This is a genomic window from Pleionea litopenaei, from assembly GCF_031198435.1.
GTDB classification, from domain to species: Bacteria; Pseudomonadota; Gammaproteobacteria; order Enterobacterales; family Kangiellaceae; genus Pleionea; species Pleionea litopenaei.
On record NZ_CP133548.1, the window covers coordinates 1687554 to 1705352 of the forward strand.

The following is a 17799-nucleotide window of genomic DNA, read 5'->3' on the forward strand; positions in this document are numbered from 1 at the left end:
AACTAAAACTTTTTATACATCCCCACGCTTGCCGGAGCCGTAGGCTGGTAGCCAAGCTTTTGATAAAACTCTGGCTTGTCGGCCATTAAAGAGACATAGCTCCCCTCTTTCGCAACCTCTCTTAAGTAGGCTTCAATACGTTGCATGATCAGAGTGCCGATCCCTTGACCTTGAGCACTCGGATGAACCGCGATATCAACCACTTGAAAAAAGCAAGCACCATCGCCAATCACTCTTCCCATTCCCACTAGATTGTCATTTCTTCGAACTGACACCGCAAACAACGAATTCTGCAAGCCAACTTGAGCAGCCTCTAATAACTTGGGGGATAAGCCTGCCGCCACACGCATCTGACAATACTCCTCGGGTTGAGGCGCCGTCTCAAATACCTGAATGTCCAAAATATAAAGTCCTCATAGTAAAGCACGCGCTGTAAATGACGTCTCTCAAGGGTTATATTACAATAAACACCATCAAATTCAGCATCGCAGAACACAATGATTTGAGAAAAACTCGTTAAACCATGTCGCGGTTCACAGCAATTTCGTCAACCAAACGAAATACTTATCGTTACTATAACAACACCCTCCAAAAATACTGTAAATAGAATAAGGATCAGTTATGCGCACTTTACTCAAGCTTTGCAGTCGTTATACACACTACTCAATATTACTCGTGCTGGGTTTCGCTCTCAGCGGTTGTAAAATAATCAATACCGATGACGACAACGACGAAGTGTTTTTATTTTTCGTTCAATATGAAAATTCAGCGTTCGGCGATGATTTTCGTGCTTTTTACATTAATGGCCAAGGCCAAGTCGGCAAAGCTGAAGATTCAGCCATTCCAAATATCACCCTTGATGGCAGTTACACTCAACAAGAACTCGAAGACTATTACTTTGCTAATCTCTACCTTTTAGGTACGGTACCTTACAGTCAGCTTGATGCGATGAGCGATCGTGTCGCAAGCATTATGGATAGCGGCTTAGAAAAAGTCAGTGACTCTGTATGTGCCGATGCGGGCACCTATCGATACGGTTTTTATGTCTATAATACGAACACCGATGAGTATGAAGAAACCTTACTTTATGTAACTGCAGGCGATGGCATCTATTTAAACACCGACGTTGGCGCAGACTTTGTCACTGAATACTTGATGGAACTGGCCGTAATTGGTGATATTGCTTTTGAAGAGTTAGGACCATGTGCTGGCTACTGGGATTTTGACGCATAAACATTTGTAGAAATGTGTCTATCGTCTCTGCATGCGGCAGTCTTAGATACGCAAATATTAATCTAAGACTGCGCTATTCAGTGAACCAAAACCCATCTAAAGTCCTATTAGCCTTTAGTGTTTAATTCGAAATGTTGCTTTTCCAGTTGCTACAGAAACATAAGGTGTAACATTCCTTAAATGCGTTTCAATTTTAATAGGCACTTCGCCATCAACGCTGAGCTCTACAACTCCATCTAAAAACTGAAATTTCACATTCGTTAACTCAAGCAGATTTTTTTAAAAATAGACGTTCTAAAAATCTCTTCACCATCTTTAACTAATCGATATCCACCAATAATAAATTTTTCAGAAGGTTTATTTTGAATTACAAGAAACTGAAAACTATTGTTCATGTCATTATTTTGCATGATTCCCACATAAGCGGATGCAGGCCATACTTCATTAACATTAAATTCATCAAGACCTAAAGTGACGTCAACACCATTCTCAATATTGCCTATAAACTGGTATTCATACATACCACTATCTGCTTTCAGAGTAATATTACTTTCTGAAACAACCATCTTCTCTTCAGAATAAACTCTCTCCTGAGAAGCCAATAAAATAGAAGAAGAGAGCAATAAACTAATAAGTACTAAGTGTCTTTTCACAATAAAAGTCCGCCAACGATGAACATTCTGTGCAAGAGTACTCGTTTGTTCAAATTCTGGCAACGCTTATAAGTTACAGTACAGTCGCAGTCACCGACATTTTAAAGCCTTTAAATTGACCTTGTGCATCTTCTTCTCCTACTTCAATCGCGGCTTCACTTCCCGGTAAAACCATTAAAGCAGGTTCAGCGATAATTTTATTACCGGCCGCCGTATCCACCAATTTTGCATTAAGTAAAATTCGCTGTTCACCGTCGACTAGAGTCAAAGATGGCTTTAACTCGATTCGGTATGGATTAGCTTCAAATGAAGCCCAATGTTGGTTCTTGCTGTGCATTTCAAATTTTTGCGCCGCTTGTTGATCTTGCTGATATTCAATCGCAAGACTGATGGCCTGCTCGCTCGCGACATCATCGCCTTGTAAACTATTGAAAATCGTTTCGATTTCAGTGCCAGAAAAGACGTCAGCAATGCGTTGATAGGATTCTTCATCTCGAACCACTAACGCAATATGGCGGCCGTCATGATCGAGCTTTGAGGTGACATCAACGGGCAAGTCACGAGCGACTTGATAGAGTTGCTCTATTTGCTCTTGCGCCCCTCGAAAGCTTACGTCGAAAGTACGGGTACGAGTGCTTCCTTTGTTCGAGAGTTCGTATTGGACCGTTAGAAAAGTCACGCCAAGATCACTCGATGATTCTGCGCTTTCCCTTACATCACTCGTTTGACGCTGCTCTTTCTCGGCTTTTTCAACCTGCTCAACACGCGTTACTTGAGCGGCGGCTTGCGCAGACGACGCGCTCGCCACTTGTTCAACTCGCTGAGCTTGTTCTGCTCTCTCAACTTGCTCTGCTTTTCTTGCGCTTTCAACTCGCGATGTTTGCTCTTGTTTTTTGCCTACACGACTCACGGGTTCTGCTTTTACCGTTTCTAGACGTGCTCGCTCCGACTTGCTTTGTTGTGCTTTAAGTACAACCGGCGTTGCAATACAAGTAACGGCCAAAATTATCGCACTTAAAAGCGATACCTTCTCTTTCCATTGAAACACTGACTTCATATTAATCATCTCCATACGTTGACGCATTAAGCTGGGTTTTGAACTAACGGATAACGAAAACGCCGTGCTCGATGCTTGATTTTTTGTTAAAAATAATTCGGCTAGATTGATGGCATAGTTCTCCGCACCAAAGTGTTTTGCGCATCGCTCATCACAACGCATTTCTATTAAACTATACGCAGAACGGCATAAACTCTTGACCAAAGGGTGCCACCACAATAACCGTTCAAAAAGGAGTACAATAACGTTAGCGAAAGTATCACCCAGTCGAATATGATTTATTTCATGATGAAGCGCCGTTCTCACTTGGGTGTCAGAAAAATACTGAGGAATAACCACTCTTAATCGTAACCAACCACTCAAACTCGCGGCACTCACTTGAGACGACTTAATCACTTGCAAAGGACGACGAATCGGGCCAAATCGTGTCACAAATTTTTTGACTTTTCCCTCTAGTGGTTGATTAACATTGTTTCTAAAAAGAATGCCATCGCGGATAAAGGAAATAAGTCCTATGAATATTGCTCCAACAACTAACCAAGAAAAGCACACGACTATCAACTCTTCTAAACCATTAGAGTTAGCCATTGTGGTTGCCTCTGAGTTACTGACTCGAACAGACAGTAAGGTTAAACCTATCTTCTCGACAAACTCAGAACTTAACTGCTGAGCGACCGAGTTAATTAACCTTTCCCAAGGCACCAACCAAGAAGCCAAAGCGGTAAACACCAAGTACAATCGCAAAGTTACCGGAGCCCGCTTCAATAAAAACAAGCTAACCCAAGCGATGAGGCAGAATACCGTGGTTACTATCCAATAAATCATCTTCAATACCTCAACTTTCTTTTGGCTTTAAGCGGATATTTTCTTTAGATACACCTTTTTCTTTAGATACGCCTTTTACTTTTGAGGCACTCTTTGAATGAGAAGTATCGCTTAACTGCTTTTTCTTTTTCTCTAAAATTTGTTCTAGGTAGGCTATGTCATCCGCATTCAACGGCTCATCTTCCATTAGGTGTACCAGCAACGAATCGCGTTTGCCGCCAAAGACTTTCGCAATAAAAGAGCGAAGCATCGGTTTCTGTATGGCCTGAGGTTGAATGTTAGCTTGATAGTAGATCGTTCGTCCTTGTTTCGCTTGACGCTGAAGCGCTCCTTTTTTCTCGAGTCGATCAATGATGGTTTTAATGGTTGAGTAGGTTACTCCCTTGTCTTCACCAAGTTGCGCATGAGCTTCGGGTGCAGACAACCTCGGCTGCGACCAAAACAATTGCATCACTTCTAATTCAAACTCTGACAAACGCATACTCATACCTATCTCTACACATGTAGATTATAAGGTAAATTCTATCTCTACAGTTGTCAAGATAAAAGTGAGCGTTTTAAAAAGAGGGTCCGCTGCCAAGCAATGATTTCTCAGCAGCTATGATTTCTCAGAAACAAAGATTTCTCAAAGACGATACTTACTCAGCAGCCGTCATAAATCCACTAACGCATTGGAGCGCCAACAACCACCGAGTCTCCCCAGCGCCAAGTCTGATAAAGCTGCGCTAGGCTAGTAAAGTAAGTTTGCCCAGTCCATGGGTCAGAGACAATAATTCCTCCGGTATGCGGGTCAATGCCTTGAATCACAATAAAGTGTCCGACCGGTCCTGACGACGGACGAACAAAAGCTATGAGCTTCCAACCTTGAGTTAAGATCGAGTAGAGTTCTTGCGGCGATCCTGGCCGACCGGCTTGCCAAGCTCTAAAACCATAAGAGTTCAACAACATGACTAATTCTTGAATGTATGCCGGTCGATCGCGTGGCCAACCGTCAAGTCTTGCAGCAATTTGTGGTTGGGTTTGATACAAGCCGGCTTGTGCCATAACATCTTGCACCGACGCTGCCCAACACCAGTTCTGCGCCATTTGTCGCTCAATGGCTGATAAATTAACGCTAAGTCCAACGACCAGAAATACAATCAGTGATTTCATAATGTGAGACATATTAGCCCTCCAATCATTCCTTTTGTTTACTAATCCAAGACTACTATAAGCATAGATCAGCCTAACCAAATGACTAGGAGAGCTATAAACGGAAGAGATTCAAAAAAAGGGGTTTTTAATTTTCGATAGAAAGTCAGTGGCCTTCACTTCTCGTCACCACAACATGAGTCAGGCAACGCCAGTCTGCCAATATGGAGGAGTCAAGGGATTACCCCTAAGCACTATTCTTGCCGAGTTGCTTGTGCCAATAATGACCTTTCTGACTATTCGCCAAAACAATGCGATCACTGGAAATATTTCCGGGCCAAAATTGCACAACATAACGTTGCCCGGGCAGAGGCTTGTCAATCGGGTCAGACTCCGAATAGTCTGCATCGGTTCCTGTGATGGTATAGCGCACCACATATTGGCCAACCGGCAGATTCAAAAGGTAAGTTTTCTCGTTCGCCCATTCACACAAGTGTAATTGATCCGACATTGCACGAAAGGAACACTCAACCACATCTTCCGCCTGTTCAAAAATCGGAGGTTCTTCGTCTAACACTTCGACCATCACTTGCGCAGTACCGTCTTGCGGCCCAGCAATAAAAAATAACTTACCTTGATGGCAAGCACCGCAGAGACCGTTATTTTGACTTTCAAAAGCCGAATCGATATCAAGATATAAATCGTCGTCTTGAACATCACTGTCCTCTGGCAACTTCTCCTCAGATTGTTCAGGTTCATCAATATAAAACTGGCCAAAGTACAAACTGATGTTGCCAGAGAAAAGTCTTAATGCCATGGTACTCCTTGTTTATTTCAATAAGGCCGCCTGCTTATCGACCATTTTCAAATGATTTCAAGTCGTGCAATTGCTTAAGAATAATGTGTCTTTATTACAATAATATAAAGCCTTGTGGTGCTTTAGGTTCTTCAAACCGATACAAGTTAACATAAACAACCACGGGCTTTTCTAAACCTTCGTAAGTCAGCTCATATAAATCTAGCATACCGCCACCAAACGGTAAGTTTTCGTCTTTAAATCCGCAACAACTGCCCGTACGTTTAACCGAAACCTCTTGCCCGGAAGGACCACGCAATCGATTGAAATATATGTAATGATAATCTTGAGAGTCGGTACCAAATAAAAAACCACCTAACAATAATGCTTTTTCAGGTTGATACCCATACTCTTCATCTGAGGATGTATTAACAAAATAAGCCTCATTTAATCGGCTTTCATTTGCCAAATTTTTTGCTTTAGCGCCACATCCACTTAAAAACATGGCGAAACCTACACTGGCGATTGCCAATCCTAAATACTTCATTCGGACCACTTCTTTTTTCCTTATACGACTTAAAACCGAAGATCGGTTCATCACTTTGATTGAAAAGTATAAAAAACATTCTACTTAGCAGCAAGATCAAGTACACTTCGCTATTAATATTTGGAATATCTGTTGAACCGGACTCAATTTTGCATCTCATTTTATTTCTTGTCATTCTAGTCGCTTTTATTGGAGTATGGCTAAAGTACTTGCCTAATAGCAAAGCAGGCAAAGCCGAGCATCCGATGCGCGAGTTAGTCAGGCTGTGCAGTGGCGATATCTCTCTTGCGGAAAGATTGATCGATCATGAAATGAAAAAGAACGCTCGCCTTACGCCAAAACGTGCCATACAGAATGCTATTTTTAAACTCAAACAACAAAGATAGAAACTTCTTCTCTCTATTAATATTTACCCTACCCTTAAAAGTCACTTCCGTTCTTCTTTGCGTAATATTGCTCGGAAGCTGTACGGGCGTCATAATGGGCATTAATTGTCTCGATGCTCAAATTGAACGAGCACCGAAAACATTAAAAAACAATTTATATTACGTTTGAATGCTCCCAATTCAATGAGCTATTAATTACCGTTTCAATTTACTTTCATTGAAATAGAATCAACGAATAATTAAAATCGATAGACTATATATACGGCGTATTAGACGAGTTAATGATGAGTAAAAACAAAGTTGGCGAAGCCTATGATCAAATTACTCAAAGATGGGAAGCCCCTCACTTTGACTTTACTAATGGTATCGCCGCTCACGAAAAGGCTATCGCATTTAGTAAAAATTTCGATTTAGCTCAAAAACATATTTCAACTCAAAAACAGACTTCAACTCAAAGCACAAAAAACGCATTAGATGTCGGATGTGGCTGCACAAACCGCATCATTAACTTACTTGAGCGCCATCAATTTCAAGTCGATGCAATCGATGTATCTGAGCAAATGCTCATAAAAGCGAAACAATTACCTAGCAACGCTAACTATTATCATCAAGACATTCAAACGTGGTTACCAGAGAAATCTTACGATTTTATCAGCGCCTGGGACAGTGTCTGGCATTTGCCATTGCAACAACAAATACCGGTGATGACCAAGCTATATCAGGCGTTAACAACTCAGGGCGTTTTAATTTTCTCTTTTGGCGGAACCAAAGACGCCGATGAGCATCAAAATAATGCAATGGGACCAACAATACCTTATTCAACCCTAGGCACGCGGGGTTTCCTCGAGTTGTTTCTATCCCTTGGAGCAGACTGCTGTCACTTAGAGTTTGATCAATATCCGGAGTTACATGCCTATATGATCGTAAAAAAGCCTGAAGGTTAAGAAAATGTCTAAACTGATTATTTCGATACTCTTAATAGCAACGTTAAACTTGGCAGTATCCGCTGAATTTCCGACCAGCCAACGAGCCGAAAAAGCAATAAAGCGCGTAGAACCTCAATTAATTAAAGAACTGCAAGAACAACAACTCTCGTACGGTGCCCCCATATTTATTCGAGTATTCAAGCAATCCGAAACGCTAGAAGTATGGATAGAAAACGCTCAAAAACAATACAAAAAATTCAAGACTTATAAAATCTGTCGTTTTTCTGGCGATTTAGGTCCGAAGCTTAAACAAGGAGACTGGCAGAGTCCTGAAGGTTTTTACTTCGTTAATGCGAACCGACTTAACCCTTGGTCGCGCTTTCATCTGTCATTTAACATTGGATACCCAAACCAATACGATCGGTTTTACAAACGAACCGGAGATGCATTAATGGTTCATGGTAATTGTGTGTCGATTGGATGTTACGCCATGACCGATGAAAAAATCGAAGAAATCTATGCGTTAGCCGCGGCGGCACTAAAAAATGGTCAACCCTTTTTTCGTGTCCATATTTTCCCTTTTGAGCTCAATGATAGAAATTTAGCTCAGCATAAAGAACATCGCTGGTATGATTTTTGGAAAAATTTGCAACAGGGCTATCAGTGGTTCGAAGAGCATCATCAACCACCAAACGTTAACGTCGTCGATGGTAAATACACCTTTGAACATTAATCATCAAAATGAATGGCCAAAAACGTTAATCGTTATTGCTTCGCTTGGTTTAAATCAAACTTTTGAAAGAAGCCAGAAACACGATGATCTTGCGTGGGTGCGAGAGGAATAAATCGACTTAACACGAGCGACGTTATTGCCATACCGGCACCGATCAAAAATACTAACGACGGCGATGTTAACCATATGGCGCCAAAGGTCACAGGAATCACCACGGCAGCGATATGATTAATGGTAAAGCTTACCGCTGCGGTTGCCGCTAAATCTTTTGGCTCAGCGATCTTTTGAAAGTAGGTTTTAATGGCTATCGCCATAGCAAAGAAGAGATGATCAACAATATACAAACCGGCAGCTAAGTGACGATCATCCACGAACGCATAACTGGTAAATACTAAGAATAAGCCAATATACTCAAATAGCAGAGCCTTGCGTTCACCAACACGGCCGATCCAACGACCAATTTTTTCAGCAAAAAAGAAGTTGAACAGGTGATTAACTAAATAGAGAAGTGCAATATCACCGACGTTATAGCCAAATTTTTCTACCATCATAAACCCAGCAAACACCATGAAGATCTGTCTTCTCGCGCCACTCATAAAAGTCAGGGCGTAATACAACCAATAAGCTTTACGTAATACAATTTTTTTATGTTGTTCAACCGGTGCCTTAAACAAAGGAAACGCGAGCCACATATAGCCAATAATCAACAGGGCAGCACCCGAAGTTATTAAATACATATAAAGGTAGGGTAATTCGAGAATGTTGTTCGCCAACCAAATAAAAGCGTAGACCGTTAAAGAACAGATAGATCCGATACCAATCAGCTTACCCATTTGTTGTGCAGCATGCTCTTTCTCTAACCACTGCCACTTTAGTGACTGATTCAAGGTTTCAAAGTAATGAAATCCGGTCGACATAATAAAGGTGGTCACCAGCAAACCCATGGTGCTAGGAAAAAACGGTGTCGCGAAAACTCCGACAGCCAGCAATAGAAGACTGATTAAGGCAAAACGCTGCTCATGCAACAGTGCCAGAATAAAAATTGCCGTGAAGGCTAAAAAGCCAGGTACTTCGCGAATACTTTGCAATAAACCAATATCTTGGCCATTGAATTGAGCAACATCGATGGTGAAATTATTCAGCAGCGTCATCCAGCTAGAAAAGGCTAACGGCATAACTATCGCCATTAACATGAGTAATTGAAATGGCTGGCGTTGAGCAGTCATCGTTGGCATTACCTATAAAGCTTTTGACTGGCGCAAGTGTACGTGAGTTACTTAACTTTCGCCAGTCGACGACCGATTAAATTTGATGACCTTGTTGGAATCTAATAGTAGTTTAGCTCTGTGGTTTTTCCCTTAAAGATTCGATAAGACAATAAGGTATAAGCAAGGATCACTGGCAAAACAATCACCACCCCATAAAAAACAAATTGAAGCGAAGCCGTTGCACTTGCAGCCTCATCGGCGGAAAGCTGACCAGGAATCACATCTGGGTAGTAACTGTAAGCAAAGCCGGTTAAACACAGCGTAAAAATAAACGCGGCCCCCACAAATGGCATCCAACATGCCCGATCTTCTTGTAACGGCACATAACGCAAATATTGATCAACGATCAGCCAAATAAGTCCGCACATGAGTGGAATTAAGAAAACCACCAAGGCACCGGGTAATGTAAACCAGCGTTCCGCGACTTGTGGATTGAGCAATGGATTGACAATACAAATCGCAATAAAAGAGAGCGCCATTAACCAACCCGATTGCCGAGCTTTTTTCGCACCATAACGCTGTAACTCCCCTTCTGTTTTCAGTACCAACCAAGCACCACCAATATAAACATAGGCAGCCGCGGCTCCAATAGCGGTGAGAAGAGAGAAGACGATGGTTAGTACACTGTATTGAAATCCGGTAACGTACAATCCAAGCATAAAACCTTGCGACAATGCAGCCGTTAACGATCCCGCTTGAAATACTTTGTCCCATGTCGATTGATAGCGAGTCACGGCTTTCGCTCGAAAGTCAAAAGCTACGCCGCGTAAAATTAAACCGATCAGCATGATGACCGCAGGCAAATAGAGTTCTCTTAGTACAATATTATGCGCCGCAGGAAAAGCGATCAGCAGAATGCCCACCGCCAACACTAACCAGGTTTCGTTGGCATCCCAAAAGGGACCTATCGACGCAATCATTTGATTGCGATGTTGCAAGTTATTCTGCGGAAGTATAATACCAATCCCCAAGTCGAAACCATCGAGAATGGCATACATTAATACGGCCACACCCATTAATAGTAAAAATATCGTGGGAAGTAATTCAGCCATCATGACACTATGCCCCCATTTGATTCAGTTTGAGAAGACGTCGTTGCGGTGTTGCTGGATTCAACCTGCCGTGTTTCTGTTGGCATTGCTTTTGTTAGCATTGCTTTTGTTAGAGTTGCTTCATCGTCTTGTACGGCAGGTGAACGCTTATGCCAGCTTTCATTGAGTGTTGTGATCTCATCCACTTGAACCGACTTGCGAGCCATATAAAACAAGGTATGAATATAGGCGTACAATAAAACCGCATAAACAATGGCGTACAAGGTCAAAGAAATGCCAACATTTGCCGGAGGAATCGTAGTAGCAGCATCAGCGGTGGTTAATACGCCCGACACTAAATACGGCTGACGCCCTATTTCTGTAACATACCACCCGGCCAATGTCGCAACCCATCCTGAAAAGGTCATCCAATGCAAAGTTTTTAAAGCCCAGCTGGGTAACGCATTTTTTCTTATCAGCCAAAAACTGGCTATCCAACTGCTAACGAACATCAACATACCGATTCCAACCATTACCCGAAAACCATAAAAAATCGGAGCAACAGGAGGATGTTCACCCTTAAATTCATTTAAGCCTTTTATTTCGCCGTCTTTATCGTGGGTTAATATCAGACTCGCAAGATTCGGAACAGCCACTTCCCAATGATTGGTTCGTTCTTCTTGATCAGGTATTGCGAACAACAGTAATGGAACTCCGCGCTCGGTTTCCCAGACGCCTTCCATTGCCGCAACTTTCTGAGGTTGATGCTTTAACGTGTTTAAACCATGCAAGTCTCCGACAAAAATCTGAATGGGAATTAAGATGGCCGCGCTAAAACAGCCGATTCTTAACGCAACCCTTGGCGCTCGTTTTTCATCACCTTTTAAAATTCGATAGGCAGATATACCCGCAACTAAAAAGCTCGCAGTTAATCCTGATGCTAACAACATATGCATTAAACGATAAGGAAACGAAGGATTAAAAATGATTGCCCACCAATCCGTTGGGTGTGCAATGCCATCGATCATTTCGAAACCTTGAGGGGTTTGCATCCATGAGTTTAGCGCCAATATCCAAAACGCCGACAACGATGTGCCAACTGCGACGAGCAACGTCGATAAAGTATGAAACCAAGGAGGTAAGCGTTTAATACCAAAAAGCATGGCACCTAAAAACGTCGCTTCCATAAAAAAGGCGGTTAATACTTCGTAGCCTAACAAGGGGCCCGCAATGTTGCCCACTTTCTCCATAAAGCCAGGCCAGTTAGTGCCAAACTGAAAGCTCATGGTGATACCACTAACAACACCAACCGCAAAGGTTAGTGCGAAAATTTTGACCCAAAATCGGTACACTCGCATCCATACCGGATGGCCAGATATATGATGACGAACTTTGATGTAAAATAAAAACCACGCGAGTGCGATAGTGATGGTGGGAAATAAAATATGAAAACTAATGTTCAACGCAAACTGAATTCGAGACAGTATTAAGGTTGACTCATTGACCATATCCACGGCAGTAACCTCCTACAGTGGTGAAAGAACTGCTTAAAACAACAGTCCATTAAAAGTTAACTAAAAAAATGAATATTACGACTCTGAGCGCGACAACAGACGATCTTTCATTCCTAAAACTTTACCCACGCCCGAGCCAAGTTTGAGTAAAGTTTTTAAGTTATCAGGGTTCATTTTTTGAATGTCATCGAACCAACGCAAAAACAGTTCGAGCAAGTCATGAATCTCTTGCATTTTGGCGTGTGCGTAATCGTTCGACGGATCACTTTCGGCGTTCATCAATTCGCTGCGCAACACCGATAATGTAGGATCCACTTCTCGCTTGCGGCGTTCAGAGAGCACTTGAAGAGCAAGCTCCCAAATAGTGCCTGAAGGTTTGAAGTAGTCTTTGCGATCACCAGGTTGCGGTTGAGTTCGAATGAGCTGCCAAGACTGTAACTCTTTCAGCCCCATGCTCACGTTGCCGCGAGACACGCCGAGCATTTCAGCAATTTGATCAGCATTCAGTGGATTTTCAGACAGAACAATCAACGCTAACATTTGACCCACTGTGCGGTTGAAGCCCCAGCGGCTGCCCATTTCACCGAAGTGAACGACAAAAGACTCAATATCAGAAGGGATATTCACTTTAACAACCTCACTACAAAAACCTCACTTTAAAAACCTCATCACCAAAACCTGAACTTTCAGAAATTTCTGAAAATTATATAGATAGTGACGCCGATCAACAAGCAAAGTCGATAGATTAAATAAGAATAATTATTAACCACATTTTTACTATGGCTTTTTCGCTCAGTAAATGCGTCGATTTGTATGACGTTCGAATAGGCAAAACAAAGGCGAGTGTATTTGATGCGACCGACTAGGCGCGCTCAAGACTTAGCTTCTGCCAGGTTTGTCGATGCTTTTTGCGAGGTAAATAACGTCACTTGATTTATCAAGCTGACCAGCACAAAACTTAGCAGCATGAGTAGATACCAAGAGCTCAATTTTGCCCATGAAACCAACCTCCAGCTTTCTGATTGATTTGGGTAGTGCCAAATATCGACAAAGGTCGCTATATTTTCGGCAAACCAAATAAAAAGAGACACTAAAAACCAACCCAGTAAAAGAGGCATTGAGCGATGCTGTTCAATCACTCGAAAATAAATTCGGGTAGAAAAAAACATCCAAACTGTTAAGGCTAATAAAACCCAGCGGAAATCCCAAATAAAGTGATGCGTAAAAAAGTTAAGGTATATAGCAATCACCAAGGCAATGGTTAACTTTTTATTTGGATAGTTTGAATATTGAAAATCAAACAATCGCCAAACTCGTGCTAAATAACTACCAACCGCGCTGTACATAAAACCCGTAAATAAAGGAACATTGGCAATGCCAAAGTAATAATCTTCGGGGTAGTACCACGAACCTATCGCGTCAGAAGTTTTAAATAATTCCATAACCGTCGCAACGATATGAAATATAACGATGACCAAGGATTCTCGCCACGTTTCTAACTTGGTCGCTAATAAAAACACTTGAAATGCAATCGCTGATAAGAAGATGAAGTCGTAGCGATGAATGGATTCAAGTGGATACCAATACTTGGTCACAATCATAACCAATAGAAGGAATCCACCGAACAAACACGCGTAAGCCTGCTTTAATCCGAAACGAATAAACTCTTTTATATAATCTACCAACACGATCACTACTCTATTTTTATTGACGTCTTTTTACACATATTAATCAGTCAACGCAACCTGACAGCGGCGATAAAAAGATCCACACCGACAAAACCCTCAACCATACGACCGTGAAATTTCGGCAAAATTCAGTCGTTATAATTGCGAAACACTCATTTATTGTTCAAACTAGGTATCACTAACGTTGATTTTCTAAAACCATTACCGAGAAGCCCATGCTTTATATTCTGATACTCCTTGCCGCTGTCAGTTACTTTGTTTATCAAGGGTATCGAAAAGGTATAGTCAAGCTTCTGCTGCGAGTCCTCGGATTAGCCATTGCCTATACCGTCACCTTTCTTTTTGCTCCCGGTGTTGCTCATTGGCTCAACCAGAGTTCGACACTGAATGGACTACTTGGTTATCTTGTCGCCGCTATCGCACTGTTTGTGGTCACCAGTGTTATCACCGACCTCTTATTTAGTTTTATCTACAATCGACTAACGAATAAAGGACAAAACTTATCGTCTCCTAATCGAATAGCGGGCGCGGCCGTCGGTAGTTTGATTGGTGTATTTGTCGGACTATTATTGGTTTGGGCTGGTTCGACTGGCGAGCAAATTTTAAAACGTCCGGTTGCAGACTCAACCGCCACAGCCCCCACCGTAGAATTCAGTGCCGTAGAAAAGTGGTCACGACAGTTTATCAGTCAACTGGTCAAAAGCGCCATGTCGGTGACCACCGATCAACCCGAACTGGCAGAGGTCACTGCAAAATTGATGGAAACACCCGAGGTAACGATTCATCACGTTCGCGGGCTAACCAGCAGTGAAGAGTTTCGTGACTTATTTTTAGATCCTCGCAATCAATCGGTGCTTAACCAAGGTGACGTGAATGCCATTGCGCAACTGCCAGCCTTTCGCCGCTTACTTAATCAACCAGACTTCAAGGCTTTGCAGAGTGAGTTAAACACTGACTCTAATGATCAACAGCCCATGGCTGAGAAAATTCGGGATATGTGGGCACGGGCTCAGTTTGTTCAGAACGATCCGCAAACTCAAGCAATTATTAACGACCCTGAGCTTCGAGAGCTGTTCAATCGAGGTGATGTATTGAAGCTACTGAACTCAGAAAAAATCACTCAACTCTTTGAAAGACTCGTCTCTCCTGAAGCAGTTGCCTACTCGCAGCAGCTCAAAGCAGCGGAACCCTCAACACGCTTAACCACCACCGATGAAAGCGATATCAAATCCAATAAGATTTATCGTTGGGTCGATGAAAAGGGTCAAATCCACTACTCAGATGAAAAGCCAAAGCAACCAACAGATAAAAATTCAGAGGATCAACCCTAAATCTCGGATTCAATTTGCCTATTAGCGTCAAACTTCTATACTCATAGCAATATTCTAGGTTTCACTGACCTAGTTTCACTTGGAAGTGACGTCATAGCGGACTGCAATGATTGAGCTTTATGAGAGCTTCACCATTCATTGCCGTGCCGATAGACATTTTTGAATGCACTTAGGCAGCGTTTAACGATGCGACGACCAAACGTACAACAAGCACCTGAATTACTCGGTCTATGCCCGGCGGTGCGCAGACGGTCTAGGTTGAAAAAAGTGCGGTCCCTTAGGCGAGCAACACTCGCCCTATTCGTCACGATAACCGTCTTAGTCAATCACTCCATCAATGCATTCGAAACGGATCCAACACTCAAGCGCAGCCTGATTGAAAGTCACCAATATCAACTCGAACAACTCAGTTTGCAGCCAGAGCTGCGTTCGTTGATTGTCCGTCCTATGACACAAGAACACATGCGTTTCGTTTTAGCCGAAGACCAAACTTGGCCCATTGATCATCAAGAACAGCAAAAGCGATTGCCTCAAAAACTGAGCGCTCAATTAAAGTATTTAGTCAACGACCCACAATTTCGATTCTCAGAAATTCTTCTTACCGATTGGTTCGGCGGCCTTATTAGCTCTTACCCGGGCTCCACTGATTTTTGGCAAGGAGATGAAACTAAATTCATCAAGCCTTTTATGACTCAAGAACGGTACGTATCAGAAGCACAGTGGGATCAAAGTTCCAATACCTATTCATTTCACATGGCCATCCCAATCGAATCAAACGGACAAATCATCGGTGTATTAATTGGTGGTATCGACGTAACCAGTGAAAACTTAAATGAGTTGTCCTTATCTGACCTGCTCAAGTTGAATATTCAGACCAAATAGTATTTAGACTAAATAGTATTCACGGACGCCTGTACTGTTATGAATGCCTCTACTGATGGTGATTTTAACGATGGTTATTTTAGAGATGGGCATTTTAACGATATTCACTTTTACTATAACGCTATAGAACAGCGTTATTTGTTTAAAGTTTGCTCACTTGTGACAATTTGCCTCCGATAGTACAGGTGGTAATGACAATGAACTTCTTCCCTATTTTTACGCAACTTCGCGGTCGCAAAGTGCTGATTGTTGGCGCAGGTGAAGTCGCAGTCCGCAAATTAAGCTTGGTCTACCAAGCTGGAGCCGAAGTGATAGTCGTTGCGCCTGAGTTAGGCAGTAGCCTTGTCGCCTTCGTCAACAGGGTAAATCATCAACGTCTTTCAATCATTGAGCGAGAGTATCAATCAGATGATCTAAATGATGTTCACCTAGTCATTGCAGCAACCGCCAACGCTCAAGTAAACCAGCAAGTCTTCAACGACGCTGAAGAGCGAAAGCTTTTCGTCAATGTGGTGGATAACAGTCCTTTGTGCTCGTTTATCACACCGGCGATTGTTGACCGCTCTCCTCTGACCATTGCGATCAGCTCAGGGGGCGAAGCGCCAGTACTGGCACGATTAATTCGTGGAAAATTAGAATCATGGATTCCCGCCAGCTACGGTAAATTGGCTCAACTGGCCGCTAAATTTCGTCATCGTGTTAAAGCCGCCTTACCGACCGGAACTCTCCGTAAACGCTTTTGGGAAAACGTCTTTGAAGGCGTCATTGCTGATAAAGTCTTTAACAATGAATCGGCCAAAGCAGAAAGCTTACTGCAACAACATTTGCAACATGCGGTGAACGCTAGTGATGTACCGACTAAAGGTGAGGTCTATTTGGTTGGCGCAGGGCCTGGTGATCCTGACTTACTAACGTTTAAAGCGCTGCGATTAATGCAACAAGCGGATGTCGTGGTGTATGACCGTCTTGTTTCTAAGCCCATTTTAAATTTAATTCGTCGCGACGCCGACCGCATTTACGTGGGCAAAGAAAAAGCCGCGCATTGCGTGCCGCAAAATGAAATTAATCAGTTGCTCATCGATTTAGCCAACCAAGGTAAACGCGTTGTACGACTCAAAGGTGGTGATCCTTATATCTTTGGGCGCGGTGGAGAAGAAGCGCAACAGTTGGTCAAAGCCGGTGTCGCTTTCGAAGCTGTTCCGGGCATTACCTCTGCTGCAGGAACGGCTAATTACTGTGGCATTCCATTAACCCACAGAGACTTCGCTCAATCGGTAACCTTTGCGACTGGTCACTTAAAAAACAACACAGTGGATTTAAATTGGCCAGCATTAGCTCAGTCGAATAATACCTTGGTGATATACATGGGCTTAACGGGTTTAACAACCATCAGTGAGCAGCTGATTAATCACGGTCGCTTAGCAAACACCCCGGTGGCTGTCGTTCAAAACGCCACAAGACCGGATCAAAAAGTAGTGATTGGCGATTTAACATCGATAGCTGAAAAAGTAGTACAAGCCAAAATTGAATCGCCCGCAATGATTATTATTGGTGAAGTGGTTTCGCTGTATGATGAATTAAATCAACCATCAAATGACCTTCCATTGATTGAAGCATTACCACTGATTGAGCAAGACGATGTGGCCGAACCGCTGAGAAAAATTGCTTAGTTATTGGTTAAGATAAAAAAGTCAGTAATCGGCATTAGTGGTATTTTTAAGGTTTGCTAATGTTCGATTTTACGGCGGTGATTGAGTTCGCGTGTACCCCAACGCGACACCGACCGCTTGTTATATGT

The 17799-nt window shown here is 42.6% G+C and carries 19 protein-coding genes; 7 read left to right on the forward strand and 12 right to left on the reverse strand.

Annotated elements, in window-relative coordinates:
- Positions 1 to 2: 2 nt before the first annotated feature.
- The gene (locus Q9312_RS07540) at positions 3 to 350 is read right to left on the reverse strand and encodes a GNAT family N-acetyltransferase (protein WP_309203982.1); all 348 of its coding nucleotides are present in this window, start codon (positions 348 to 350) and stop codon (positions 3 to 5) included.
- A gap of 271 nt (positions 351 to 621) precedes the next feature.
- Between Q9312_RS07540 and Q9312_RS07545 the strand changes: the two genes are divergently transcribed.
- Positions 622 to 1233, forward strand: a complete 612-nt coding sequence (locus tag Q9312_RS07545; RefSeq protein ID WP_309203983.1) for a hypothetical protein — start codon at positions 622 to 624, stop codon at positions 1231 to 1233.
- 260 nt (positions 1234 to 1493) lie between these two features.
- On the opposite strand, the gene Q9312_RS07550 is transcribed toward Q9312_RS07545, so the two are convergent.
- The 6 genes from Q9312_RS07550 to Q9312_RS07575 all read right to left on the reverse strand — a co-directional run bounded on the left by Q9312_RS07550 (position 1494) and on the right by Q9312_RS07575 (position 6242).
- Positions 1494 to 1886, reverse strand: a complete 393-nt coding sequence (locus Q9312_RS07550; RefSeq protein ID WP_309203984.1) for a hypothetical protein — start codon at positions 1884 to 1886, stop codon at positions 1494 to 1496.
- A gap of 73 nt (positions 1887 to 1959) precedes the next feature.
- Entirely contained in the window at positions 1960 to 3768 is a 1809-nt protein-coding gene (locus Q9312_RS07555; protein ID WP_309203985.1) for a M56 family metallopeptidase, read from the reverse strand.
- 10 nt (positions 3769 to 3778) lie between these two features.
- Positions 3779 to 4255, reverse strand: a complete 477-nt coding sequence (locus tag Q9312_RS07560; protein WP_309203986.1) for a BlaI/MecI/CopY family transcriptional regulator — start codon at positions 4253 to 4255, stop codon at positions 3779 to 3781.
- A 176-nt stretch (positions 4256 to 4431) separates the two neighbouring features.
- Positions 4432 to 4932, reverse strand: a complete 501-nt coding sequence (locus Q9312_RS07565; protein WP_309203987.1) for a papain-like cysteine protease family protein — start codon at positions 4930 to 4932, stop codon at positions 4432 to 4434.
- A gap of 214 nt (positions 4933 to 5146) precedes the next feature.
- Positions 5147 to 5716 (reverse strand): hypothetical protein, encoded by a 570-nt coding sequence (locus Q9312_RS07570; RefSeq protein ID WP_309203988.1) that lies wholly within the window; start codon positions 5714 to 5716, stop codon positions 5147 to 5149.
- Positions 5717 to 5810: 94 nt separating this feature from the next.
- Positions 5811 to 6242: a hypothetical protein gene (locus Q9312_RS07575; RefSeq protein ID WP_309203989.1), complete on the reverse strand. Its 432-nt coding sequence runs from the start codon at positions 6240 to 6242 to the stop codon at positions 5811 to 5813.
- A 149-nt stretch (positions 6243 to 6391) separates the two neighbouring features.
- Between Q9312_RS07575 and Q9312_RS07580 the strand changes: the two genes are divergently transcribed.
- The 3 genes from Q9312_RS07580 (at position 6392) to Q9312_RS07590 (ending at position 8287) form a co-directional block, all read left to right on the forward strand.
- Entirely contained in the window at positions 6392 to 6628 is a 237-nt protein-coding gene (locus Q9312_RS07580) for a hypothetical protein (RefSeq protein WP_309203990.1), read from the forward strand.
- 281 nt (positions 6629 to 6909) lie between these two features.
- Positions 6910 to 7572 carry a class I SAM-dependent DNA methyltransferase gene (locus Q9312_RS07585; RefSeq protein ID WP_309203991.1) on the forward strand — a complete coding sequence of 221 codons (663 nt, stop codon included), beginning with the start codon at positions 6910 to 6912 and terminating at the stop codon, positions 7570 to 7572.
- A gap of 4 nt (positions 7573 to 7576) precedes the next feature.
- Entirely contained in the window at positions 7577 to 8287 is a 711-nt protein-coding gene (locus Q9312_RS07590) for a L,D-transpeptidase family protein (RefSeq protein ID WP_309203992.1), read from the forward strand.
- A gap of 32 nt (positions 8288 to 8319) precedes the next feature.
- Here the strand turns inward: Q9312_RS07590 and Q9312_RS07595 are convergent, their stop codons facing one another.
- From Q9312_RS07595 to Q9312_RS07615, 5 genes are all read right to left on the reverse strand, one after another.
- Positions 8320 to 9513, reverse strand: coding sequence for an MFS transporter (locus tag Q9312_RS07595; RefSeq protein WP_309203993.1), 1194 nt, complete (start codon positions 9511 to 9513; stop codon positions 8320 to 8322).
- Positions 9514 to 9614: 101 nt separating this feature from the next.
- Entirely contained in the window at positions 9615 to 10610 is a 996-nt protein-coding gene (gene cydB, locus Q9312_RS07600; RefSeq protein ID WP_309203994.1) for a cytochrome d ubiquinol oxidase subunit II, read from the reverse strand.
- Positions 10607 to 12094, reverse strand: coding sequence for a cytochrome ubiquinol oxidase subunit I (locus Q9312_RS07605; protein ID WP_309204484.1), 1488 nt, complete (start codon positions 12092 to 12094; stop codon positions 10607 to 10609). Before Q9312_RS07605 ends, cydB begins: the two co-directional genes overlap by 4 nt.
- A gap of 81 nt (positions 12095 to 12175) precedes the next feature.
- Positions 12176 to 12727 (reverse strand): GbsR/MarR family transcriptional regulator, encoded by a 552-nt coding sequence (locus tag Q9312_RS07610; protein ID WP_309203995.1) that lies wholly within the window; start codon positions 12725 to 12727, stop codon positions 12176 to 12178.
- A 245-nt stretch (positions 12728 to 12972) separates the two neighbouring features.
- Positions 12973 to 13788 (reverse strand): DUF817 domain-containing protein, encoded by an 816-nt coding sequence (locus Q9312_RS07615; RefSeq protein WP_309203996.1) that lies wholly within the window; start codon positions 13786 to 13788, stop codon positions 12973 to 12975.
- A 215-nt stretch (positions 13789 to 14003) separates the two neighbouring features.
- On the opposite strand from Q9312_RS07615, the gene Q9312_RS07620 reads away from it, so the two are divergent.
- From Q9312_RS07620 to cysG, 3 genes are all read left to right on the forward strand, one after another.
- Positions 14004 to 15119 (forward strand): CvpA family protein, encoded by a 1116-nt coding sequence (locus Q9312_RS07620; protein WP_309203998.1) that lies wholly within the window; start codon positions 14004 to 14006, stop codon positions 15117 to 15119.
- 186 nt (positions 15120 to 15305) lie between these two features.
- Complete coding sequence (locus tag Q9312_RS07625; RefSeq protein WP_309204000.1) at positions 15306 to 16001, forward strand: PDC sensor domain-containing protein; 696 nt, start codon at positions 15306 to 15308, stop codon at positions 15999 to 16001.
- A 197-nt stretch (positions 16002 to 16198) separates the two neighbouring features.
- Entirely contained in the window at positions 16199 to 17671 is a 1473-nt protein-coding gene (cysG, locus tag Q9312_RS07630) for a siroheme synthase CysG (RefSeq protein WP_309204001.1), read from the forward strand.
- Positions 17672 to 17799: the final 128 nt, after the last annotated feature.